Raw genomic sequence first — 21,056 nt, 5'->3', positions numbered from 1 at the left:
TAACTGTACGCCCTCGGATGAGTGGTGGTTCCGGCTCAGGCCGGGCTCGGCGTCTGGACGTGCGAGAGATACGCCGCGAGATCGGCGGACGTCATCATTCCGATGACGCCCTCCTCGTCGCTGACGACCGGCATGTGGTGGAAGCCGTGCTCGGTCATCGTGTTCGCGACGTCGCGGATGGGATCCTGAGCGGTCGTCGTGACGACGTCGGCAGTCATGTAGTCCGAGACCGGCGTCGCGGCCTTCGGGCGGCTCTTGGCGACGATATCGACGAAATCGGTTCGCGTGAGGATGCCCCGCAGCTCGCCGTTCTCGACGACCAGCACCGAGCCGACGCAGTTGTCGAGCATCAGCTCCGCCGCGTCGGCGACGAGCGTTTCCGGGGCCACGGTGTGCAGATCGGTCGACATCACCCGACCGACGAAGAGGTCGTCCATAACGGTCGATCGTGTTGGTACATGATAAATGTTCACACTGTGGTGACATTCGCCGAGCGGCGGGGAGAATAAGGATGCGTGACGAGCGACCGGCCGATTTATTCACAGCGGGCCGCACGGGGTGTCATGGAGCTGCTTCACCCCTGTCTCAACGTCACGGACATGGATCGTGCGGTCGCGTTCTACACCAAGGAGCTCGACTTCACCGAGTCGTGGTCGTTCGAGACACCCGACGGGGAGACCGAGAATCGCTATCTGGTCGCCGAGAACGGCGTCGAACTCCAGCTGTCGAAGACCGAGGACGTGGACGAGCTCGAACAGGGTACCGCCTGGGACCACTTCGCCGTGAGCGTCGAGAGCGTCGATCGAGCCTTCGAGGAGGTCGACCACCACGGGGTCGTCAAGGAACCGACCGACGTACAGGCCGCCGGCACGCGGATCGCGTTCGTCCGCGATCCCGACGGCCACGTGATCGAGTTCGTCGAACCGCTCGACGACTGACGGAGGATCGGCGAGGCGGAAGTCGTTTGTCCACAGCGGCGCTGCTATCGAGTAGTGACGGACACGAACGCGAGCGAGCAGCCCGAGGACGGGACCGCCATCACCGCCGCCACGTTCCGTGCGGCGCTCGAAGAACTCGAAGAGCCCGTGGCGACCGCGAGCGCGGTGGCGCGCGTCCTCGACTGCAGCCAGACCGACGCGAGCGACGCGCTCGATCGGCTGGCCGAGGCAGGCAAACTCGACCGCCAGGACGTGGGCGACGATCCCGTCGTCTGGTATCCTCGCGAGTTCGCCGATTTCGTCGATCCCGAGCACGTCGTCGTCTTCCCCGAACGCCGCGAGCTCGTCGTCGAGCAGCCCGAACAGTTCACCCGCGCGCAGCTCACGCAGTTCGCCCATCTCGTCGACTCGGCCGACGAGGCATACATCTACGAGATCCGCGAGGAAGACGTCTGGTGGGCTCCCTACGACCACATCGACGGGCTCGTCGGGACGATGCGCGACGTGCTGGGCGAACCCGCACCGGAACTCGAAGAGTGGGTCGAGCGCCAGTGGACGCGCGCCCGGAAGTTCGCGCTGACCACCCACCAGGACGGCTACACGGTCCTCGAAGCCGAGAGCCCCGAACTGATGGGCAACGTCGCCCGTCAGAAACTCGACGCGGACCAGCTCCACGGGCCGATCTCCGACACCGAGAGCTGGGTCGTCGAGGGCAAGGAAGGTTCGATCAAGCGCACGCTCTACGACGCCGGCTATCCGGTCCAGGACCAGCGCGAACTCGAGGGCGGCGCGGAGCTCGATATCGACCTCGGCGTCGATCTGCGCGAGTACCAGGAGGACTGGCTCGATCGCTTTCTCGACACCGGCGCGGGCGTGCTCGTCGGTCCGCCGGGCAGCGGGAAGACGATCGCCGCCATCGGCGCGATGGCCGAGATCGGCGGCGAGACGCTGATCCTCGCGCCGGGTCGCGAACTCGCGGGCCAGTGGCACGAGCAACTGCTCACCCACACCTCCCTCGATCCCGAGCAGATCGGCGAGTACCACGGCGGCGAGAAGGAGATCCGCCCGGTGACGATCGCCACCTACCGCACCGCGGGGATGGATCGCCACCGGAAACTGTTCGACGAGCGACGGTGGGGACTCATCGTCTACGACGAGGTTCACCACGTGCCGGCCGCCATCTACCGCCGCAGCGCCGATCTTCAGGCCAAACACCGCCTCGGGCTGTCGGCGACGCCGATTCGGGAGGACGACAAGGAGGGTGAGATCTTCACGCTCATCGGCCCGCCGATCGGGACGGACTGGGCGAAACTGTTCGAGGCGGGGTTCGTCGCCGAACCAGAGGTCGAACTCCGCTACGTGCCGTGGCGCTCGGAGGAGGATCGCACCGAGTACGCGAGCGTCGAGGGGTACGAGCGCCGGCAGGTCGCCGGCACGAACCCGGCGAAGCTCGACGCGATACGCTCACTGCTCGCCGACCATGCCGACGCGAAGACGCTGATCTTCGTCGAGTGGCTCGATCAGGGACGGGAGTATTCGGACGCGCTCGACATCCCGTTCATCAGCGGCGAGACACGCTACGCCGAGCGCGAGCGGCTGTTCGACGAGTTCCGGCGCGGCGAGCGAAGCAGACTCCTCGTCTCGCGAGTCGGCGACGAGGGTATCGATCTGCCGAACGCGGAGGTCGCCATCGTCGCCTCCGGGCTCGGTGGCTCGCGCCGGCAGGGCTCACAGCGCGCCGGGCGGACGATGCGCCCGTCGGGCAACTCGCAAATGTACGTGCTCGCCACCCGCGGCACCCGCGAGGAGGAGTTCGCCAGAAACCAGCTCCGCCATCTCGCGGGCAAAGGGGTTCGTCTGCACGAGACCGACGCGGACTGATTCCGGAAAAGAGGGATCGTAGTGTGGGACGGCTCAGAACGGGAGATAGCCGAGATACATCCCGCCGAAGACCAGCCCGAACACCACGACGAGCAACAGCAAGATCCCCATCAGATACTGGTAGGCCCCGTCGACCGTCGTCAGCTGCGGAACGTTCATGCCTGAGTCGTTGCGGTCGAACCCTTTAGTGCTACCGTCCTCCGTCGACGACATCAGAGCACCTCGCAGAGCGCGTCGATGTCTTCGTCGGTGTTGTAGACGTGGACCGAGACGCGGACGGCTGCTGGCGACGGGATCGATCGGATCGTGACCTCCGCGTCGGCGAGGCGCGAAACGGTGGCCGCGGGATCGTCGGCGGCGATCGTCACCAGCCCGGATTCGTACTCGCGCGGGCTCAGCAGTCGATCGTCGTCGATCCCGTCCTTCAGTCGGTCGGTGAGTCGCTCGATGCGACCTTCGACCGTCTCGATACCGATCGAGTCGATGGCGTCCATCGCCGCCTGGAGCCCGGCGTACGGTGCGGGCGAGGTCGTACCGATCTCGAGGCGTTTCGCGCCCGCCGAGAACTCGTAGCCGTCACCGTCCGGATCGGTCACGCTTCGGTAGCCGACCCGTTCGGGCACGAGCGCGTCTGTCGCCTCGTCGGCGACGTAGAGGAAGCCGGCACCCCACGGGCCGCAGAGCCACTTGTGGCCGGCACCGACGACGAAGTCCGCGCCCCACTCGCCGACGTCGACGGCGACCTGGCCCGGCGACTGGACGGCATCGACGAGCACGCGCGCGCCGGCATCGTGGGCGATCTCTGTGAGTTCGGAAACGGGCAAGCGAGTGCCGTAGTTCCAGGTGATCGAGCTCAGACAGAGCAGGTCGGCGTCGGCGAGCAGCTCCGTGGCCTGCTCGCGGTCGATGCGGCCTGCCTCCGTTTCGAGTACTCTGACCTCGATCCCCTGCGTGTCGCGGAGACGCTGCCACGGCAGCACGCCGGCCGAGTGCTCGCAGTCGGTGCGCACCACCACGTCGCCCTCCTGCCAGGGGAGCGCCGTCGCGACGCGGCTGATCCCGTCGGCGGTGCTCTGAGTCAGCGCGATCTCGTCGGCGTCGGCACCGAGAAATTCGGCGACGCGCTCGCGGGTCTCTTCGAACGTCTCGAACAGCGCGGGATACGCGCCCTCCGCTGCGGGAGCGACGTGCTGCTGGCGTTCGATCTCGTCGGTCGCAGCCTCGACGACGCTCGTCGGTGCGGGGCTCGCAGCGCCCGTGTTTAGATAGGTAACCTCGTCGAGGACCGGGATCTCCTCGCGGAGGTCGAGCGGATCCATATGTCGAAAAACGCGGGCCCCATAGAAGGATGTTCCCGTTCGTTCCCGATTGAACACCGTTATCCCGCGGCCCGGCGAATTTTCGGTATGTACCTCGCGGATCGGACGTGGCCGGAACTCGACGACATCGACGAGCGATCGCTCGCGGTCGTCCCCGTGGGCTCGACCGAACAGCACGGCCCGCATCTCCCGCTCGCGACCGACCATCTCATCGCCGAATCGCTCGCCCACGAGGCGACCGACCGTGCCGACGTGCTCTGTACGCCGACGGTGAAAATCGGCGTCAGCCCCCACCATCGCCAGTTCAACGGCACGATGTGGGTCGACCCGCCGGCCTTCCGTGACTACATGGAGAGTCTCGCGCGAAACCTCACCTATCACGGCATCGACCGGATCGTCTTCGTCAACGCCCACGGTGGCAATATCGACCACCTCAGAGAGGTCGGTCGCCGCCTGCGCGACGCTGGCGACGCCTTCGCCATCGAGTGGATGTGGAACGACTCGATTCCCGAGCTCGTCGACGAGCTGTTCGAAACGAACGGTCCTCACGGCGGCCCGAAGGAGACGGCCATGATCCAGCATATCGCGCCCGATCTCGTCCGCGAGGAGGAGTTCGAGACCGCCCGCGACGACGGACTCGTCGATTTCGACGAAGGCGGCATGACGGTCCACGGCGCGCGGACGTTCTACGACTCGATCGACAACACCGACAGCGGCGTTCTCGGCGACCAGACCGACGCCACCCCCGAGAAGGGCGCGCAGCTGTTCGAAGCCGCTGCCGACCAGCTCGTCCAGCTGCTCGACTGGCTCGCCGACCAGCCCCGCGACGCGCTGATGGCCAAGCCACACGTCTGAGATCGTCCCTCCGCAGGGTCGAAGTGGACTCGGCCCCGAGAGCGGTCATGAAACCGTACGAGCGAAAACAGCTCCTCGCGCGGGTCGATCGTGAGGGCGCGACCGTCGGGGCCGACATCCCCGAGGAGATCACGGTCCAGGGAGAGCGTCTCGCACTCGCCGAGTTCGTCTTCGAGACGCGCTCGCGGGAATCGGTGCCCGCCGGCGAGCGCGAGACCGTCGAGCAGGCCAAGCGCAACCTCCGGCGCGAGCGCATCGAACGCCGAGAGCGCATCGAGGAGGGCGACATCAGCCGTGAGCGCGGCGAGGAGCTCGTCGAGAGCATCATCGGCATCGAGCGCGCGTTGCACGCGCTGTCCGATCTCGGGACGGACGATATCGAGCGTGAGGCGACGGCGAGCGAGACCGCCGACCGCAAGCGCTGGATGAACTTCCTGAAGCAGGCGCTCGGACAGGACAGTTCGAGGGCACGCCGATGAACGACAACGACGCCGTCGCCGACCGATTCGAGGAGTTCGCCGACCGCCTCGAAGCCACAGGGGTCGAATACAAACCTCAGTCCTATCGCCGGGCGGCCGAGAACGTCCGCGCCCATCCCGAATCGGTCGCATCGCTGGTCGCCGACGGAACGGATGCCGTCGAGGGGATCGAGGGGGTCGGCGACGCGCTCGCCGCGAAGATCGTCGAGTACGTCGAGACGGGCGAGATCGAGGAACTGGAGGAGCTGCGCGATGAGCTGCCCGTGGAGATGGCGGCGCTCACGCGCGTCGAGGGCGTCGGCCCGAAGACCGTCGGCACGCTCTACGAGGAGCTCGGCGTCGAAGACCTGGACGATCTCGAAACGGCGGCGCGCGAGGAACGCATTCAGGAGATCGACGGGTTCGGCGCGAAGACCGAGGAGAACATCCTGTCGGGGATCGACTTCGCCCGACAGGCCGGCGAGCGCTCGCTGCTCGGCGACGCACGCCCACTTGGCGAAGAACTGAAGGCCTACGTGAGTGAATCGGGGGCGGTCGCCGACGCCGAGATCGCGGGCTCGCTGCGGCGCTGGCGCGAAACCATCGGCGACGTCGATCTGCTCGTGGCGAGCGACGAACCCGAAACCGTCATCGAGCGGTTCACCGACTGGGACGACCGCGACGAGATCATCGAGGCCGGATCGAGCAAGGCGAGCATCCGCTCCGAGGGGATGCGCGTCGATCTGCGGGTCGTCGTCCCCGAAGAGTTCGGCAGCGCGCTCCAGTATTTCTCCGGGAGTCGTGACCACAACATCGGCTTCCGGAATCGTGCCATCGAACGGGGGTTGAAGGTCAACGAGTACGGCGTCTTCGACGTTTCCAGGGTCGACGACATCGAGGCGGACCAGCGGGTCGGCGAGCGCGTCGCGGGCGACACGGAGGAGGGGATGTACGACGCCGTGGGACTGCCCTGGATCCCGCCCGAACTCCGCGAGGACGGCGGTGAACTCGCCGCCGCGGCCGACGGCGATCTGCCCGACTTACTTGCGGAAGACGATATCCACGGCGACCTCCACGTGCACTCGGGGTGGTCCGACGGCGACGACACGATCGCGGAGATGGTCACGGCGGCTGCGGAGTTCGGTCACGAGTATCTCGCCATCACCGATCACGCGAGCGGGCCGGGGATCGTCGCCGACATGGGCCTCGACGACGCGGATCTCGCATCACAGCGCGAAGCGATCGAGTCGGCCGCCGAGAACGCCGACATCGAAGTCCTTGCAGGCGTCGAGGCGAACATCGAGGCCGACGGCGGGCTCTCGGTCGGCGAGAGCGTTCTGGAGGAGCTCGACGTCGTGGTCGCCTCGCCGCACAGCGGACTCGACGGCGACGGCACCGAGCGGATCGTCGGCGCTATCGAGCAGTCCCACGTCGATATCATCGGCCATCCGACGGGGCGCTATCTCAATCGGCGAACGGGTCTGGAGCTCGATTTCGAGCGGATCGCCGAAGCGGCCGCAGAGCATGGGGTCGCGCTCGAAGTGAACGCGAACCCACGCCGACTCGATCTCTCGGGTGGTGCTGTCCGGACGGCGATCGAGGCCGGTGCGACGATCGCCATCGACACCGACGCCCACCAGCCGGCGAGCTACGACCTGCTTCGATACGGCGTCCACACCGCCCGACGCGGCTGGGCCGAGACGGGCGACGTGCTCAACGCGCGCGATTACGATGGACTGCGAAAGTTCCTGGACTGATCAGAACGGTGCGTCGGTCTCGTTGCCCGACGGGACCGCACCGTCGGCGAGAGCGTCGCCCGTACGATCGGTGGGAGTCTCGTGCTCGGTGGCATCGAGTGGGCCGTCCCACGCTTCGAGCCCGCCGTTGAGGCTCTCGACGTGAGCGTCGTCGACGGGTTCGGCCGAGCGCAGGAGCTGGAGGGCCTGGAGGCTGGCCTTGCCGTGTGGACAGACCGTCACGATGTGCTCGGCGTCGGCGAACTGCTCGATGCGCTGGGGCAGTTCGCCGAACGGGACGTTCTCGCTGTCGGGGATGTGGCCGCGTTCGAAGGCTGCCGGCGACCGGATATCGACGACGCGCACCGGCTCCTCCTCGTCGAGCAGGCCGGCGAGTTTCTCGGGCGTGATTTCGTCGCTCACGGGAGCCCTACCGGTTTCGGGCGAATAAAACCGCCGTTCGTCAGAGCAGGCCTTCCTCGCGCGCGAGCAGCAGCCCCTCGATCGTGGCGTCGTTGGCCGGTTCCTCGCGCGCGGTGGCGAGCGCCTCGTCGATCGGCAGCGACGTCACGGTGAGGAACTCGTTGTCGTCGAGATCGCGGTCAGTCGGTGAAAGTCCCTCGGCGAAGACGATCGCGCGGCGGTGGCGAAGCACGCCGGTGGCGACCCAGAAATCCTCGAGCAGCGAGACGCCCGCCGCTTCGAGGCCGGTCTCTTCGCGGAGTTCGCGCGCACCCGCCGTGGTGGCCGATTCGCCGTCCTCGACGATGCCCGCCGGGAGTTCGAGACACTGCTCGCCGATCGCCGGTCGGTACTGATCGACGAAGACGATGTCGTCGCCGTCGCAGGCGACCACCACGACCGCCGCCGGCAGCTCCGCCCAGTAGTATTTCTTCTCGCTGCCGTCGGGCTGTTCGACGCGATCGTAGCCACCGGTGTACCAGCCGGTCTCGTACTCGACTTCCGATTCGAGAACCGGCCAGTCGTGATCGGCCTGCTCGGTCATACCCCTGTTGCGAGCGGCGCGCGCTAAACGGTGGCGTTCGACGGTAGGTTCCGAGGGGAGAGCTACTCCACCTCGTGGAGGCGCTCGCCGCGGTGCAGGCGCGTCGCGATCGAGAACGTCTGCTCGGCAGCGCGCCGCGTCGGGAAGTGCGCGGCCATGTAGCGCGCCGCCGCCATCAGCGCCGTCCGTTGCTCGCTCTTCTCGCCGACGGCCTCGAAGCGCTCGATGGCCGCTGTCAGGCTCTGCAACGTGTGGAAGTCGGCGTCCTCGCGGAGCAGCCCGCGGCCGAGCGTGCGTTTGAGATCGTCGGGATCGCCGTCGGCGTCGAAGTGCTCGCTCACGAGGGCGGCCGCACGGTTCGTGTTGCCCTGTTCGTCGAACGCAGCGAGCAGGTCCTCGCGGACGTCCGCGGGTGTGCGGTCGGTCTCGTCGGGGTCGGGCACAGGTGCGCGCGGCGAGTTGAGGAACCGATCGAGATAGACCGACATCGCGCCGTCGAAGCATGCCCGATAGAGTTCGGTCGCGTCGGTCTTTTCGCTCGCGCGGTGGACCGCGTTGGCGTAGGTGAACGTGTGATGGACGGTGTTCCAGTCGGTGAACTCGTTGTTCGTGGCGAACCAGAGCACTCGACGCGTGGCTGCGCGTGCGACCGCATCCGCGAGTTGTTCGGTCGTCGCCCCCGCCCTGATGGCCTCGGTCAGCGCATCGATGATCGCTTCGGCGTCGTCTGCGAGCAGCGTTTCGACGAACCTCTCGGGGCGCTCCCACTCCTTGCCTTCGCCAGCGGCCACGAGATCGCTCAGCCTGTCGTTCGCATCGGCGCAGAGACCGGCGATGTCCACCGGCTGACGCCACGAGGAGAGTTCTTCGCTTCGGGTGGCGTCGGTGATCTGGGCGACCGTCGAAGCAAGTGCGGCGTCGGCGTGCTCCTCCCAGCCGAGATGCTGTGCGGTTTCGAAGGCCGTGTTGATGAAGTCGAGCGTGTGCCCGGCGTTCATGTAGCGGTGGTCGGTCGCGGCCGAAAAGACGATCTCCGCGACGTCTTCCGGCGGGAGGGTGTCGATCGCGGTGAGCAGGCATCGCTCCGCGCCGTCGGCGTCGCGGACCTCGCAGGTGTCCCGGAACCAGGATTTGAGTCGTTCCTTCGAGAGGTTTCGATTGTCGAAGGCATACTGCTGGAAGCGTGGAGGTTCACCGGCCGAGTCGTCAGCGACCTCGCGGACGCCCGTGAACATCGCGCGGCGCTTGTCTCGGCCGCCGACGTGATCGTAGAGGTTCGCCATGCAGCCGAGGGTCGTGAGGCCGCGCCCCCAGCCCATCGCGCGATAGCGCGTCCCGAAGTTGACGGCGGTTTCGAGCGGCGTGTAGAACCCCTCGCCCTCCTCATCTAAGCCGATGATCGATTTGGCCATCACGAGCGAGATGTCTTCTTCCAGTCCGTCGGCGAGCCGATTGCGAAACCGTGTCGCCGGCGGGACGTCGGGTTCGGGGTCGGGATCGAGATACACCTCGCCGTTATCGATTTCGGTCGGGAAGGTCTGGACGTCGTCGGCGAAGAGGTCGAAGGTGTCGCCCTCTGCCAGTTCGAAGCGCGCGTGGTGCCAGTGACAGGTGAGGATACCGTCCTCGACCGTCCCGCGCGTGAGTGGGAAGCCCATGTGTGGGCAGCGGTTGTCGACGGCGTAGACCTCGCCCTCGTGGTGGAAGAGTGCGATCGGTCGGCCGCCGCTGCTGACGACCTGTCGGCCCTCGTCTTCGAGCTCCGACAGCGATGCGACCTGCACGTAGCCCGTGTCTTCGACCGCCATATCTGCGAGTTGGTGACACGCCCACAAAACGATTCCCTGAAACGACGTTTTGTAACAAAAGCAACTGCTTCGAGCGAGTGATCGATGAATCATGACTGAATGTGCGTGGCGGTGCGGCCGCGGCGGTGCGGTTGCCGTGCGGTGCCTGGTGGATGAAGGGCGAGGGCGCGAACGGAGTGAGCGCCCGAGGGCTTCTGCGGTGCTGTGCGGTTGCGGTGGTGATGCGTCCGCACGAACGCAGTGAGGCGGTTCGCCGTGAACGAGCGCCGAAGGCGCGAGTGAGCGGGAGTTTTTAGTCCAGGTTTTTGGAAGGGGTTCGAGGGAGCGCGAAGCGCGACCGAGGACCCCTTCTAAAAAAGTGGGTTTCTAGAACGCGTCGCTCTCGACGGAGATGTCGGCGTGGAGCTCCTCGCGCAGCGCCGAGTGGACGTGACAGATCTCCTCGCCGCGCTCGGCGATCTCGTCTTCCTCGCCGTCGAGGTCGGCCTCGACGCTGATGTCGAAGCTGATCGATTCGAGGTCGTCGTCATCGTCGAGATCGGCTGCAGCGTCGATCTCTACTTTGCCGAGATCGTCGTGGTCGCGCTGCTGGGCACCGACGCGGAACGCCGGGATGTAGCAGGAGGCGTAGTCGGCGACGAGCGTCTCGTTCGGGTCGGGACCCTCCTCGCCGGTGGCGTCGATCGTGAGCTCGAAGTCGCCGAGCTGACTGGTCGTGGCGAACCCTTCGTCGGACGTGCTCGTAACGTTGATATCTGCCATTGCACCGGCCATGCGAGCGCCGGACCCGTAAGCATCCCGGTCGTGTGGGCCGTTCACGAACGACGATCAGTCGAGCGTGAACGAGCCGTCGTCGTCGAGGACGTGGACCTCGCTGTCGGGGGCGTGTTCGTCGACTGCGTCGACGAACTCCTCGGGATCGGCTTCGAGCGGTGGCATGGTGTCGTAGTGCATCGGGAAGACGTGTGGGGCCTCCAGCCAGTCGGCAGCGATGGCGGCCTGCCAGATGCCCATCGTGAAGTGATCGCCGATCGGGAGCGCCACGGCGTCGGGCTGGAGGTAGGGCGCGATGACGTCTTTCATCTCGCTCATCAGTCCGGTGTCGCCAGCGTGGTAGAACGAGGTGCCCGTGCCGTCGGGGCCCGGCTGTTCGTCGCTGACGAGATAGCCCGCCGGGTTGCCGAGTTCGTACTCGTAGCCCATGTCGATGCCGCTCGTGTGGTCGGCGCGGTGCATCGTCACGTGGGCGTCGCCACACTCGACCGTGCCGCCGATGTTCATGCCGATCGTGTCGTCGGCACCCATCTCTTCCTCGACGTAGGCGGCGACCTCGACGGGGGCGACCACGGTCGCGTCGGTGAACTCGCCGGCGTGGGCGATGTGGTCCGCGTGGCCGTGGGTGAGGAGGACGTAATCTGGCTGGTCGATCTCCGCCGGCTCCATCTCGGTATGAGGGTTGTCGAAGAAGGGGTCGATGAGCAGGCTGGTGTCGCCGACGGTGACGTGCCAGGTCGAGTGGCCGTGCCAGGTGAGTTCCATTGCGCTCCTCGGTAGTCGCGTGACGTACTTAATACTGTAGGCGAGCACGCAGCGCGTGGCGTGCTGCCCGCTGTGTATGGGTTTATCAGGGCGGGCGACGAGGGGCCGACATGCACCGCGTCAGGTTCCGCGATCCGAACGGCGACGTCCGCACCGGCAGCTGGGACGCGGCCGAGAACCGCATCACCGCCAGCGCCGGCCCCGGGGGTCGTCTCTCCGTCTCGGACGACAGTTACACGCCCGCGGAGGTGGACGTGCTCGCTCCGACCGACCCCTCGAAGATCGTCTGCGTCGGGCTGAACTACCGGGGCCACGCCGAAGAACAGGACAAGGAGATCCCCGATCGGCCGCTACTCTTCCTCAAGGGCCCGAACACCGTCGCGAGCCACAACCAAACTGTGGAACTGCTGCCCGACAAGGAACGCATCGACTACGAGGCGGAGCTCGGCGTCGTCATCGATACGCAGTGTCGCAACGTCGCCGAAGCCGACGCGATGGACGTCGTTCGAGGGTTCACCTGCGTCGACGATATCTCGAACCGCGACGACCAGCGCGCCGAGCAGAACTGGGTGCGCGGGAAGGCATTCGACGACGCCGCGCCGATGGGACCGCTGCTCGCGAGCCCCGACGAAGTGCCCGACGACGCGACGATCGAACTCCGGGTCAACGGCGAGCGCAGACAGCACTCCTCGCGCGAGGAGTTCATCTTCTCGATCCCCGAACTCGTCGCGGAGATCACGACCTACATGACGCTCGAACCGGGCGACGTGATTTCGACGGGGACGCCGGCTGGTGTCGGCCCGCTCGCGGACGGCGATCAGGTCGCCATCGAGATCGAGGGGATCGGCACGCTCTCGCACTCGGTTACGATCCCATGAGCGACTCGAACCAGCGCCGGAGCGTCGGGCTGACGTAGGCGATACCGCCAAGTGCGACCAGCGCCATCCCGAGCGGGAAGACGAGCGGATCGATCGATACGCACTCGTTCAGCGAGCCGATGGCCGCGTAGTAGCGATCGCCCTGATAGCTGACGACCGTGCCCTCGCGCAGCGCGTCCGTCCGGATCGGCCCGTCGATCTCTCCGTCGCTCGTGGGACCGTTGACCGCCTCGTCGAGCGCGGCGCGTTCGGGGCCCGAGAGGTCGCTCGCGGCGAGTGTGGGGCCGCTGGCCGACGCGCTCGGCGAACTGACTTCGAGGAGCGGGTTGCCACACAGCCCCAGGTCCTCCTGGAACAGCGCGTAGCCGCCGACCACGGCCGCACCGATGCCGATGGCCAACAGCACCGCACCGAGAAAGCGCACCGTGAAGGCGATTGTATCCGTGCGATCCATCCGATACGGACTCCTCGCCCGGGTGGATTATGTGCTTTCGGATGCCAGCAATCGTACAGTTATGAACCGAGTCGGTCGAGACGCGGGTAGTCGGCGCGTGGCGAGGGTCGAACCACGATCGTGTCGCTGCCGCGCTGGGTGAGTACGCTTAAACCCCGTCATCCGTTCGTCCAACCATGCAGCCACGGGACCTCTCCGACCACGCCGTCTACGCGGCGGGCCGGGGGAGCGAGGAGGTCGCCCGCGAACTGGGGCTCGATCCCGCCGAGCTGGTGACGCTCTCCTCGAACGAGAACCCACACGGGCCGAGTCCGGCGGCGGCCGCCGCCATCCGCGACGGTGCCGCGACGGTCCACAGCTATCCGAAGAGCGCCCACACGGATCTGACCGAGCGCATCGCCGAGCGCTGGGCGGTCGACTCCGAGCAGGTCTGGCTCGCCAACGGCGGCGACGGCGCGCTCGACTACCTCTCGCGCGCACTGCTCGATCCGGGGGACTCGGTTCTCGTCTCCCGGCCCGGGTTCGCCTACTACGGCATGAGCGCGCGCTATCACCACGGATGCGTGAACACGTACGAACTGGCCCAATCCGAGGGGTTCGCACAGACGCCCGAAACCGTGCTCGAATCGTACGACGGCGAGCGTATCGTCTATCTGACGAGCCCGCACAACCCGACCGGAACGACCGCGAGCCTCGACACGATCGAGGCGATCGCCGAGGGGACCGACGACGAAACCCTCACGGTCGTCGACGAGGCCTACGGCGAGTTCGCCGACGTTCCGAGCGCACTCGCGCTCGTCGAGGGCAATGACGGGTGGGACGCCCGCGACGACGTCGCCGTGCTCCGGACGTTCTCGAAGGTGTACGGGCTGGCGGGCGTGCGTCTCGGCTACGCTCTGGTGCCCGACGAATGGGCTGAAGCGTACGAGCGTGTGAACACCCCGTTCGCGGCCAGCGCGATCGCCTGCCGGGCCGGGCTCGCCGCGCTCGACGATCACGAACACGTCGAGGAGACCGTCGAGAGCGTCCGCTGGGCGCGTGAGTTCATGCACGACGAACTCGATGCCGTAACCTACCCGAGCGCGGGCAACTTCGTCCTCGTCGAGGTGGGCGACGCCACGGCGGTCGCGGAGGCAGCGAAACGACAGGGCGTCATCGTCCGGGACTGTTCGAGCTTCGGACTCCCCGACTGCATCCGGATCTCCTGTGGCACCGAGGCCGAAACGCGACGCGCGGTGGAAACGATCAACGAGGTGCTCGCGTGAGCATGCGGATCGTCGTCACTGGGACGCCAGGCACGGGCAAGACGACCGCGACCGAGCGCCTCGATCGCGCGGTGGTGCATCTGAACGATCGTATTCGCGCAGAGGGACTCGATTCGGGCACCGACGAGCGCCGCGGCAGTCTCGTCGCCGATATGGACGCGGTCGCTGCTGCTCTCGACGAAGGGGAGAGCCATGAGATCGAACTCGTCGAGTCACATCTCGCCCACCGACTGCCGGCCGACCGAGTGGTCGTACTGCGCTGCCACCCCGACGAACTCGGCGAGCGTCTCACCGCCCGCGGCGAGTCCGAGGAAACGATCGCGGAGAACCGAGAGAGCGAGGCGCTCGACGTGATCCTCTCCGAGGCCGTCGAGGAGCACGGGATCGAGAACGTCTACGAGATCGACGCGACCGAGCGCGATCCCGACGACGTCGCGAGCGAGATCGAGCGCGTCGTCGCCGGCGAGCGCGAGCCGAGCGCCGGAACGGTGTCGTTTCTCGACACGGTGTCGCTATGAGTGACCGTCGATGACGCTCGATCAGTACCGCTCGCTCGCCGATCGACTCCTGGAGCCGTTCGTCGGCCTGGCTGCCCGCGCGGGGCTGACACCGAACGGGGTGAGCGCGCTCGCGTTCGTCCTCGCGGGCGCGGCGGGTGTCGCCTACGCCCTCGCGGGCGGCGAGTCGCTGTGGTATCTCGTCGGTGCAGTGCTCGTGGGGCTGAACGGCGCGCTCGATCTCCTCGACGGCGCGCTCGCCCGCCGACTCAATACTGCCTCGCCGGCCGGCGACCTGCTCGATCACGTGCTCGATCGGTACGCCGACATCGTGCTGGTCGTCGGGCTCGCGATCGGTATCGAGCGAATGCTGTTGGGGATCGTCGCCGTGACAGGGGTGCTCATGACCTCCTATCTCGGCACGCAGGCACAGGCGGTCGGTCTCGATCGGGTGTACGGAGGGTTGCTCGGTCGTGCGGATCGGCTCGCACTCATCGGGATCGTGACGGCGATCGCGGCGTTCGTCGCTCCCTCCCTCTTCGACGTGGGACTGGTCGGCTGGCTGCTGGTCGTGCTGGCCGTCGTCGGCCATCTGACCGCGCTTCAGCGCCTCTCGCACGCCTGGAACGCGCTCTCGCCCGGGCGATGAGCACGGCGGACGTTTTATACGGGCGGGTGGCCTTCCACCGACATGGTTCAGTGTGAGATGTGCGGTGCGGAGACGTCTTCTCCGACGACGGTCGAGATCGAGGGTGCTGAACTCGACGTCTGCGACGACTGTGCGGACTTCGGCACCGAGGTCGAGCAGCAGTCGACCGGGAGTGCCTCGACGAAGTACTCGACCGACTCCTCGTCGGGTGGGTCGGACGGCTCGTCGAGCGCCGGCGGGGCGAGCGGTTCGAGCAACACGCGGCGTCACGACATGTTCGACGACATGGAGGAGGTCGTCCAGGACTACGACGAGCGCATCCGGAACGCGCGCGAGTCGGCGGGACTGAGCCAGGACGAGCTGGCCAAGGAGCTCAACGAGAAGGCGAGCCTCATCCGCAAGCTCGAACGCGGCGCGAGCCTGCCGAGCGACAGCGTGCAGGGCAAGCTCGAACGCAAGCTCGACATCACGCTCACCGAAGGCGGTGTCGAGGATACGGAATGGGAGGGTGGTGCCTCGACGGGCGAGTACACCCTCGGCGACGTCGTGCAGCGAAAGGACTCCTGAGACCGACACCGACCTCGCAACCTATTTGTTCGTCGCGGCTCCCGTCCAACCATGTTCGTTCTGGTCAATCTGAAGGCCTACGCGGCCGACGCGGTCGGGATCGCCACTGCGGCGCGCGAGGTCGGCGAGGAATCGGGCGTCCGGATCGCCGTCGCGCCCCAGGCTGCCCGGCTCGCGGCGGTCGCCGACACAGGAGTGGAGACGTGGGCACAGCACGTCTCGCCCGTCGAGCACGGTAGTCACACGGGCAGCACGCTCGCCGAGGCGGCGGCGATGGCGGGCGCGGACGGTACCCTGATCAATCACTCCGAGCGCCGGCTTCGCCTCGCCGACGTCGACGGAGCGCTCGACGCCGCCGAACGGGCCGATCTCGAAACGATCGTCTGTGCGAACAACCCTGCACAGGTGGGTGCGGCGGCGGCGCTCGGACCGGACGCCGTGGCAGTCGAACCACCCGAACTCATCGGCGGCGATGTCTCGGTGAGCCAGGCCGATCCCGATATCGTCGAGGACGCCGTCGCGGCCGCCGAGGCCGTCGACGACTCGGTCGACGTGCTCTGCGGGGCGGGCATCTCGTCGGGTGAGGACCTCGACGCGGCGGGCGAGCTGGGCGCCACAGGAGTGTTGCTCGCGAGCGGTGTGGCGAAAGCCGACGATCCGCGTGCAGCGCTCGCCGATCTGGTCGAACCGCTTTCGTAACACCCGCCGTCCGTCGTTCGCGCCCGCGTAGAGCTGTCAGTTCTGTATGAACATCATTGATGATGGGCGTGGCAGTAGTCGGGGTATGGCAACGCACAACTTGCCCGACTACGAGGCCGCCCGCGAGGAGTTTTCCTGGGACGATATCTACGCCGAGGCCGACTGGGACGCGCCCGAGACGTTCAACATTGGCCACGAGGTCTGCGATCGCCACGCCGACGGCTCCGGACGCATCGCACTGGAGTACGTCGGCACCGCCGGCGAGCGCGAGACGCTGACGTTCGACGATCTCGCCGACCGGTCGAGCCGGTTCGCGAACGTGCTCGAATCAGAGGGCATCGAACGGGGCGACAGGGTGTTCACCTATCTCCCGCGGATCCCGGCCCACTACGTCTCCCTCGTCGGCACGCTGAAGCGCGGGGCGGTGTTCGGCGGCGTCAACGAACGGTTCGGCCCCGAGGGCATCGCCTATCGACTGGGCGACTGCGATGCCAGCGCGGTCGTGACGACCTCGGAGAACCGTGAGACGGTCGAGCGTGCGCTCGACGACGTTGCGAGCGTCGAGACGGTCATCACGGTCGATCGAGGCGACGGCGTGGCCGACGATGACGTGGATTTCGCCGCGGCGACGGCCGACGCGAGCGCCGACTACGAGGCGGTCGAAACGAGTGGCGAGGAGAACGCTCTGCTCTACTACACCAGTGGCACGACCGGGCTGGCGAAGGGCGTGCTGCACAAGCATCGCTGGGTCGCGGGCGTCGCGGCCACTCAGCGCTACGCGGTCGATCTCCAGGACGACGATCTCTACTGGTCGACGGCCGATCTCGGCTGGCTCACGGGACCGATCAACGCGCTCGGCGCGTGGTTCTGGGGGACGAGCCAGCTCGCCTACGAGGGCGAGTTCGATCCCGACGAGTGGGCCGGCGTGCTCGACGAGCTCCCCGTCACAGTGCTGTTCTCGGTGCCGACGGCCTACCGGATGCTTCGGACCAACGAGACCGTTCTCACCGATGTCGATCTCGATCTGCGCCACGCGCTCTCGATCGGCGAACCGCTCTCGGGCGGCGTCGTCGAGTGGGGTGAGGAGGCACTCGGCGTGACGATCCTCGACACTTACGGCCAGACCGAGACCGGGAACATGGTGATCAACAACTATCCGACGATGGAGCTCCGGCCGGGGAGCATGGGCAAACCCCTGCCCGGCATCGAATCGGCGATCGTCGATCCCGCGACCGGCGAGATGCTCGATCCGGGCGAGACGGGTGAGATCGCCCACCGCGGCGATTTCCCTTCGTTCTTCGCCGAGTTCTGGGAGAATCCCGAGAAGACTGCCGACTGTTTCGTCGACGGGCCCGACGGCGAGTGGTATCTCTCGGGCGATCTCGCCCATCTCGACGAGGACGGCTACTTCTGGTTCGAGGGCCGCGCCGACGACGTGATCCTCTCGTCGGGCTACCGGATCGGTCCCTTCGAGGTCGAGAGTTCTCTGGGCGAGCATCCGACGGTCGCCGAGGCCGCCGTCGTCCCGAAACCCGACAGAGAACGAGGCAATATCGTCAAGGCCTACGTCGTGCTCACCGACGAGGGAACCGGCTCGGAGGAGCTCGCCGACGAGCTCCAAACCCACGTCCGCGAGGAACTCTCGGCCCACGAGTACCCCCGCGAGGTGGAGTTCGTCGACGAACTGCCGAAGACGGTGACTGGAAAGATCCGACGGACGGAGCTGCGCGACAGGACGGCCGACCCGACCGAATGAGCCCGATCAGCGGACGATATACGGCTCGTCACCGGGCATGAACCGCCCGAGCTCGGCCTCGCGGCGGTAGTCGGTGGCCAGCAGCGTTTCGAGCGACTCGCGCAGCCGATCGGCGTGGTCGTCGGTCCAGTCCCGTGGATCGACGATCGGGACGACGAGCCAGCCGCTGCCGCGGAGCTCGGTGGCGTGGAGGTCCTCCATCGCCAGCGGCTGCGGCGGGGTCCGGGCGGTGTAGGTCTGCAGGATCTGCTCGGTCGCGCGCTCGCCGACGGGGAGCAGGACGTGCGCGCCGATGGCGCGGAGTTCGGCGTCGAAGAAGCGCTCGCAGTCGGCGTACGACTCCGGCGTCGGATCGCCGGCACAGAGGTGGAGATAGGAGAGATACAGATCGTCGAGGGTGGGGGTGTCGGCGTCGGGGTCGTCGAGCAGCCCCACGTCGGCGAAGACCGAAAGCAGGCGACGGCCGGCGGCGTTCGTGAACGGAACCTCCGTGTCGAGCCCGCCGTGGACGCCGGGGTGGTCGCCGACGAGGTGGAGCGCCGCGTTCGCGTCGCCGTAGCCGGGCACGAACCGGTCGCAGGGCGGACGCATGCCGAAGGGGTTGCTCGTGCGATCGGTGACGTTTTGCACGGCGGGCGTCCGGCCGCTGCGAACAAATGCGTGCGGGTTTCGATCGATAGCGGGAGCAAAAACCGTCAGTAGATGATGTACGACAGCAGATAGACGACGATCCCGAGCGCGAACGAGATCATCCACAGCGAGGCGGCGACGCGACCGACACGCGGATGGTTCGTCTCCGGGAGCGTCGCGATCGGTCGGGTGAGCGCGAGCAGGAGGACGTAGTAGAGCAGCGGGATACAGACGATGGCGAGCGTGATGTGGATCGCGAGCACCGGCAGATAGACGAACTGATAGATCGTCTCGGGACCGGGGAACGGTGCCGGCCCGAGCAGCGAGACGCGGTAGAGATAGAGCGCGAGGAAGGTGACGAACAGCACGAGCGAGACACCCATCAGTGCGCGGTGGCGGGCGACAGCGCCGCGTCTGATCGCCCGCCAGCCGGTTGCGATCGTGCCGACGGCGAGCGCGCTGACGAGGGCGTTCACTGTGGGGATGGCATCGAGCACCGCCATCGGCGCTCGGGGGAGAGCCCCATCGAACAGTCCGAGAACGGCCCCAAAGACGAGGCCGAGCGAGAGCAGCGAGAGCACTCCTGTCAGCGCTGGCACGTGATTACGTGCGCGAAACTCCATGACTCGGGCTTGGATGGTGGCCGGCTTGTAGCTTGTTTATTCCTCCGCGAAGTCGTCGAAGTGCGCCTGGCCGTCGGTCGGTTCGGCGGGTGATTCCGACCGATCGGCTGTCTCGTCGGTATCCGTCTCCCCGGATCGTTCGGTGCCGCCGTCGGCTCGTCCGCGGGTCGAGGATTCGAAACCGTCGAGACTGGCCTGCTCGCCGGTCGCGAAGGCGAGGTTCGACACTCTGACCCCGACCTTCCTGACTGTGGCGTCGTCGAACTCGTCGAGAAGATCGAGCGCGACCTCCGAGACGAGATCGGCGTCGGCCACCGGCCCGGGCAGCGAACGCGCGCGGGTGTTGACGTCGAACGGTGGCGTGACGACCTTGATCCCGATGGTGCGATAGAGCGCGTCCTCGCGGTCGGCGCGCTCGGCGACGGCGGTCGCGAGCGCCGCGACGCGTTCGCGGAGCGCACCCATATCGTCGGTGGCGTCGGTGAACGCCGACTCGCGCGAGAGGCTCTTCGGGCGACCGACGGGCGTCACCTGGCGGCTGTCGTCACCGCGGGCGAACGATCGGATCTCGCGGCCGCGCTCGCCGAAGCGCTCGTCGAGTCTGTTCGGATCGGCCGCCGCGAGATCGCCCGCCGTCTCGATGCCCATCTCGCGACATTCGCGAGCGGTGACGGGGCCGACGCCGTGGACGTCCTCGACGTCGAGCGGCGCGAAGAACTCGGCCACGTCGCCGGGTTCGACGGTGGTGAGTCCGTCGGGTTTCTCGCTGTCGGCGGCGACCTTCGCGGCGCTCATGTTCGGTGCGACGCCGATGCTCGCGACGACGCCCACCTCGTCGGCGATACGCTCCTTGATGTGGCGGGCGTAGCCCTCGGCGAGTGTCCGATCGTCGACGCGCTGCCACGAGGTTCGCTCGGTGACGTCGAGCGCGGCCTCGTCGATGCTCACCTCGCGAACGACGTCGGCGCAGTCGTGGAGGATGTCTCGTACTTCCTCGCCCACCGTCTCGTAGTAGTCGAGATCGACGGGGAGATAGTGGCCGGCGGGTTCGTCCGCGCTCGCGTCCTCGATGCGGGGGAGGCGGTCGAGCGCCGTCGAGATGGCCTGCGCGCTCTCGATCCCGTGGGTGCGGGCCTCGTAGCTCGCGGTGGCGACCGCGCCGTGGCTCTCGCCAGCCTCGTAGCCCATCCCGACGACGACGGGTTCGTCTTGCAGATCGGGCTTTCGGCGGCGCTCGCAGGCGGCGTAGAAGCAGTCCATGTCCACGTGGAACACGATGCGGGGAGCGCCGTCGTCGACGCCGGGCAGGCGCTGTCCGCCGTGTTCGGCCATACGACAACCACTCGCGCGACACCAATGAGGGTTGCCAAACGACCGATCGAACACGTCGGATCGACACAAAGTTTATTACGGATACTGTGAAACAGTGACATGCGTCAGACAACATGACGGCAATCAGATATCCCCTCCGGCGGCTCCGGCGTGCGCTCGCTCTCAG

At 67.1% G+C, this 21,056-nt stretch carries 24 protein-coding genes; 12 read left to right on the top strand and 12 right to left on the bottom strand.

The genetic code is table 11. The annotated features are described in order from the left end of the window. Window positions 1-35 precede the first annotated feature (35 nt). Window positions 36-437 (bottom strand): CBS domain-containing protein, encoded by a 402-nt coding sequence (locus tag C451_RS14080; RefSeq protein ID WP_007741565.1) that lies wholly within the window; start codon window positions 435-437, stop codon window positions 36-38. 126 nt (window positions 438-563) lie between these two features. On the opposite strand from C451_RS14080, the gene C451_RS14075 reads away from it, so the two are divergent. Both C451_RS14075 and C451_RS14070 read left to right on the top strand, forming a co-directional pair. Beyond that, window positions 564-938 carry a VOC family protein gene (locus tag C451_RS14075; RefSeq protein ID WP_007741564.1) on the top strand — a complete coding sequence of 125 codons (375 nt, stop codon included), beginning with the start codon at window positions 564-566 and terminating at the stop codon, window positions 936-938. 54 nt (window positions 939-992) lie between these two features. Continuing rightward, window positions 993-2,819 carry a DEAD/DEAH box helicase gene (locus C451_RS14070; RefSeq protein WP_007741563.1) on the top strand — a complete coding sequence of 609 codons (1,827 nt, stop codon included), beginning with the start codon at window positions 993-995 and terminating at the stop codon, window positions 2,817-2,819. A gap of 33 nt (window positions 2,820-2,852) precedes the next feature. Here C451_RS14070 and C451_RS22780 read toward each other — a convergent pair whose 3' ends face one another. Both C451_RS22780 and C451_RS14060 read right to left on the bottom strand, forming a co-directional pair. Beyond that, window positions 2,853-3,032, bottom strand: a complete 180-nt coding sequence (locus tag C451_RS22780) for a hypothetical protein (protein ID WP_049913131.1) — start codon at window positions 3,030-3,032, stop codon at window positions 2,853-2,855. Beyond that, window positions 3,032-4,138, bottom strand: coding sequence for an aminotransferase class V-fold PLP-dependent enzyme (locus tag C451_RS14060; RefSeq protein WP_007741562.1), 1,107 nt, complete (start codon window positions 4,136-4,138; stop codon window positions 3,032-3,034). The genes C451_RS22780 and C451_RS14060 overlap by 1 nt, the downstream gene beginning before the upstream one ends. A gap of 87 nt (window positions 4,139-4,225) precedes the next feature. Between C451_RS14060 and C451_RS14055 the strand changes: the two genes are divergently transcribed. From C451_RS14055 to polX, 3 genes are read left to right on the top strand one after another with little or no spacing between them, the layout of a single operon-like run. After that, window positions 4,226-4,993 carry a creatininase family protein gene (locus tag C451_RS14055; protein ID WP_007741561.1) on the top strand — a complete coding sequence of 256 codons (768 nt, stop codon included), beginning with the start codon at window positions 4,226-4,228 and terminating at the stop codon, window positions 4,991-4,993. A 47-nt stretch (window positions 4,994-5,040) separates the two neighbouring features. Further along, window positions 5,041-5,472, top strand: coding sequence for a DUF5788 family protein (locus tag C451_RS14050; protein ID WP_007741559.1), 432 nt, complete (start codon window positions 5,041-5,043; stop codon window positions 5,470-5,472). Next, complete coding sequence (polX, locus tag C451_RS14045; RefSeq protein WP_007741558.1) at window positions 5,469-7,208, top strand: DNA polymerase/3'-5' exonuclease PolX; 1,740 nt, start codon at window positions 5,469-5,471, stop codon at window positions 7,206-7,208. Before C451_RS14050 ends, polX begins: the two co-directional genes overlap by 4 nt. On the opposite strand, the gene C451_RS14040 is transcribed toward polX, so the two are convergent. The 5 genes from C451_RS14040 to C451_RS14020 form a co-directional block, all read right to left on the bottom strand. Beyond that, window positions 7,209-7,610 (bottom strand): rhodanese-like domain-containing protein, encoded by a 402-nt coding sequence (locus C451_RS14040; RefSeq protein ID WP_007741557.1) that lies wholly within the window; start codon window positions 7,608-7,610, stop codon window positions 7,209-7,211. Window positions 7,611-7,650: 40 nt separating this feature from the next. Then, window positions 7,651-8,193, bottom strand: a complete 543-nt coding sequence (locus C451_RS14035; protein WP_007741556.1) for an NUDIX hydrolase — start codon at window positions 8,191-8,193, stop codon at window positions 7,651-7,653. A gap of 62 nt (window positions 8,194-8,255) precedes the next feature. Further along, entirely contained in the window at window positions 8,256-10,001 is a 1,746-nt protein-coding gene (locus C451_RS14030; protein ID WP_007741555.1) for a Rieske (2Fe-2S) protein, read from the bottom strand. A 366-nt stretch (window positions 10,002-10,367) separates the two neighbouring features. Further along, the gene (locus C451_RS14025) at window positions 10,368-10,763 is read right to left on the bottom strand and encodes an OsmC family protein (RefSeq protein WP_007741554.1); all 396 of its coding nucleotides are present in this window, start codon (window positions 10,761-10,763) and stop codon (window positions 10,368-10,370) included. A 66-nt stretch (window positions 10,764-10,829) separates the two neighbouring features. Then, window positions 10,830-11,540: a metal-dependent hydrolase gene (locus tag C451_RS14020; RefSeq protein WP_007741553.1), complete on the bottom strand. Its 711-nt coding sequence runs from the start codon at window positions 11,538-11,540 to the stop codon at window positions 10,830-10,832. 110 nt (window positions 11,541-11,650) lie between these two features. On the opposite strand from C451_RS14020, the gene C451_RS14015 reads away from it, so the two are divergent. Then, complete coding sequence (locus tag C451_RS14015; protein WP_007741552.1) at window positions 11,651-12,418, top strand: fumarylacetoacetate hydrolase family protein; 768 nt, start codon at window positions 11,651-11,653, stop codon at window positions 12,416-12,418. Here the strand turns inward: C451_RS14015 and C451_RS14010 are convergent. Beyond that, window positions 12,405-12,872, bottom strand: a complete 468-nt coding sequence (locus tag C451_RS14010) for a hypothetical protein (RefSeq protein WP_007741551.1) — start codon at window positions 12,870-12,872, stop codon at window positions 12,405-12,407. The genes C451_RS14015 and C451_RS14010 overlap by 14 nt on opposite strands. A 176-nt stretch (window positions 12,873-13,048) precedes the next feature. On the opposite strand from C451_RS14010, the gene hisC reads away from it, so the two are divergent. From hisC to C451_RS13980, 6 genes are all read left to right on the top strand, one after another. Next, window positions 13,049-14,137, top strand: coding sequence for a histidinol-phosphate transaminase (gene hisC, locus C451_RS14005; protein ID WP_007741550.1), 1,089 nt, complete (start codon window positions 13,049-13,051; stop codon window positions 14,135-14,137). 2 nt (window positions 14,138-14,139) lie between these two features. Further along, complete coding sequence (locus C451_RS14000) at window positions 14,140-14,655, top strand: adenylate kinase family protein (RefSeq protein ID WP_007741549.1); 516 nt, start codon at window positions 14,140-14,142, stop codon at window positions 14,653-14,655. A gap of 10 nt (window positions 14,656-14,665) precedes the next feature. After that, a complete protein-coding gene (locus tag C451_RS13995) occupies window positions 14,666-15,283 on the top strand; it encodes a CDP-alcohol phosphatidyltransferase family protein (protein WP_007741548.1) in 618 nt (205 codons plus the stop codon). A gap of 42 nt (window positions 15,284-15,325) precedes the next feature. After that, entirely contained in the window at window positions 15,326-15,850 is a 525-nt protein-coding gene (locus tag C451_RS13990; RefSeq protein WP_007741547.1) for a multiprotein bridging factor aMBF1, read from the top strand. A 51-nt stretch (window positions 15,851-15,901) separates the two neighbouring features. Continuing rightward, window positions 15,902-16,549 carry a triose-phosphate isomerase gene (tpiA, locus tag C451_RS13985; protein WP_007741546.1) on the top strand — a complete coding sequence of 216 codons (648 nt, stop codon included), beginning with the start codon at window positions 15,902-15,904 and terminating at the stop codon, window positions 16,547-16,549. Window positions 16,550-16,634: 85 nt separating this feature from the next. Further along, the gene (locus C451_RS13980) at window positions 16,635-18,305 is read left to right on the top strand and encodes an acyl-CoA synthetase (RefSeq protein ID WP_007741545.1); all 1,671 of its coding nucleotides are present in this window, start codon (window positions 16,635-16,637) and stop codon (window positions 18,303-18,305) included. A gap of 6 nt (window positions 18,306-18,311) precedes the next feature. On the opposite strand, the gene C451_RS13975 is transcribed toward C451_RS13980, so the two are convergent. From C451_RS13975 to dinB, 3 genes are all read right to left on the bottom strand, one after another. Next, on the bottom strand, window positions 18,312-18,935 hold the full coding sequence (locus C451_RS13975; protein WP_007741544.1) for a uracil-DNA glycosylase family protein: 624 nt from the start codon (window positions 18,933-18,935) through the stop codon (window positions 18,312-18,314). Window positions 18,936-19,000: 65 nt separating this feature from the next. After that, window positions 19,001-19,558 carry a DUF420 domain-containing protein gene (locus C451_RS13970; RefSeq protein WP_007741543.1) on the bottom strand — a complete coding sequence of 186 codons (558 nt, stop codon included), beginning with the start codon at window positions 19,556-19,558 and terminating at the stop codon, window positions 19,001-19,003. A gap of 36 nt (window positions 19,559-19,594) precedes the next feature. After that, complete coding sequence (gene dinB, locus C451_RS13965) at window positions 19,595-20,890, bottom strand: DNA polymerase IV (RefSeq protein WP_007741542.1); 1,296 nt, start codon at window positions 20,888-20,890, stop codon at window positions 19,595-19,597. Window positions 20,891-21,056 lie beyond the last annotated feature (166 nt).

Origin of the sequence: Halococcus thailandensis JCM 13552 (assembly GCF_000336715.1) — an archaeon.
Taxonomy (GTDB): domain Archaea; phylum Halobacteriota; class Halobacteria; order Halobacteriales; family Halococcaceae; genus Halococcus; species Halococcus thailandensis.
This window is presented reverse-complemented; position numbering and strand designations above follow the sequence as displayed.

Bases quoted from the DNA above. Each gene is read 5' to 3' on its own strand.
- C451_RS14080 (WP_007741565.1), bottom strand. From the start codon at position 437: ATGGACGACCTCTTCGTCGGTCGGGTGATGTCGACCGATCTGCACACC.
- C451_RS14075 (WP_007741564.1), top strand. From the start codon at position 564: ATGGAGCTGCTTCACCCCTGTCTCAACGTCACGGACATGGATCGTGCG.
- C451_RS22780 (WP_049913131.1), bottom strand. From the start codon at position 3,032: ATGTCGTCGACGGAGGACGGTAGCACTAAAGGGTTCGACCGCAACGAC.
- C451_RS14060 (WP_007741562.1), bottom strand. From the start codon at position 4,138: ATGGATCCGCTCGACCTCCGCGAGGAGATCCCGGTCCTCGACGAGGTT.
- C451_RS14055 (WP_007741561.1), top strand. From the start codon at position 4,226: ATGTACCTCGCGGATCGGACGTGGCCGGAACTCGACGACATCGACGAG.
- C451_RS14050 (WP_007741559.1), top strand. From the start codon at position 5,041: ATGAAACCGTACGAGCGAAAACAGCTCCTCGCGCGGGTCGATCGTGAG.
- polX (WP_007741558.1), top strand. From the start codon at position 5,469: ATGAACGACAACGACGCCGTCGCCGACCGATTCGAGGAGTTCGCCGAC.
- C451_RS14035 (WP_007741556.1), bottom strand. From the start codon at position 8,193: ATGACCGAGCAGGCCGATCACGACTGGCCGGTTCTCGAATCGGAAGTC.
- C451_RS14030 (WP_007741555.1), bottom strand. From the start codon at position 10,001: ATGGCGGTCGAAGACACGGGCTACGTGCAGGTCGCATCGCTGTCGGAG.
- C451_RS14025 (WP_007741554.1), bottom strand. From the start codon at position 10,763: ATGGCAGATATCAACGTTACGAGCACGTCCGACGAAGGGTTCGCCACG.
- C451_RS14020 (WP_007741553.1), bottom strand. From the start codon at position 11,540: ATGGAACTCACCTGGCACGGCCACTCGACCTGGCACGTCACCGTCGGC.
- C451_RS14015 (WP_007741552.1), top strand. From the start codon at position 11,651: ATGCACCGCGTCAGGTTCCGCGATCCGAACGGCGACGTCCGCACCGGC.
- C451_RS14010 (WP_007741551.1), bottom strand. From the start codon at position 12,872: ATGGATCGCACGGATACAATCGCCTTCACGGTGCGCTTTCTCGGTGCG.
- hisC (WP_007741550.1), top strand. From the start codon at position 13,049: ATGCAGCCACGGGACCTCTCCGACCACGCCGTCTACGCGGCGGGCCGG.
- C451_RS14000 (WP_007741549.1), top strand. From the start codon at position 14,140: ATGCGGATCGTCGTCACTGGGACGCCAGGCACGGGCAAGACGACCGCG.
- C451_RS13995 (WP_007741548.1), top strand. From the start codon at position 14,666: ATGACGCTCGATCAGTACCGCTCGCTCGCCGATCGACTCCTGGAGCCG.
- C451_RS13990 (WP_007741547.1), top strand. From the start codon at position 15,326: ATGGTTCAGTGTGAGATGTGCGGTGCGGAGACGTCTTCTCCGACGACG.
- tpiA (WP_007741546.1), top strand. From the start codon at position 15,902: ATGTTCGTTCTGGTCAATCTGAAGGCCTACGCGGCCGACGCGGTCGGG.
- C451_RS13980 (WP_007741545.1), top strand. From the start codon at position 16,635: ATGGCAACGCACAACTTGCCCGACTACGAGGCCGCCCGCGAGGAGTTT.
- C451_RS13970 (WP_007741543.1), bottom strand. From the start codon at position 19,558: ATGGAGTTTCGCGCACGTAATCACGTGCCAGCGCTGACAGGAGTGCTC.
- dinB (WP_007741542.1), bottom strand. From the start codon at position 20,890: ATGGCCGAACACGGCGGACAGCGCCTGCCCGGCGTCGACGACGGCGCT.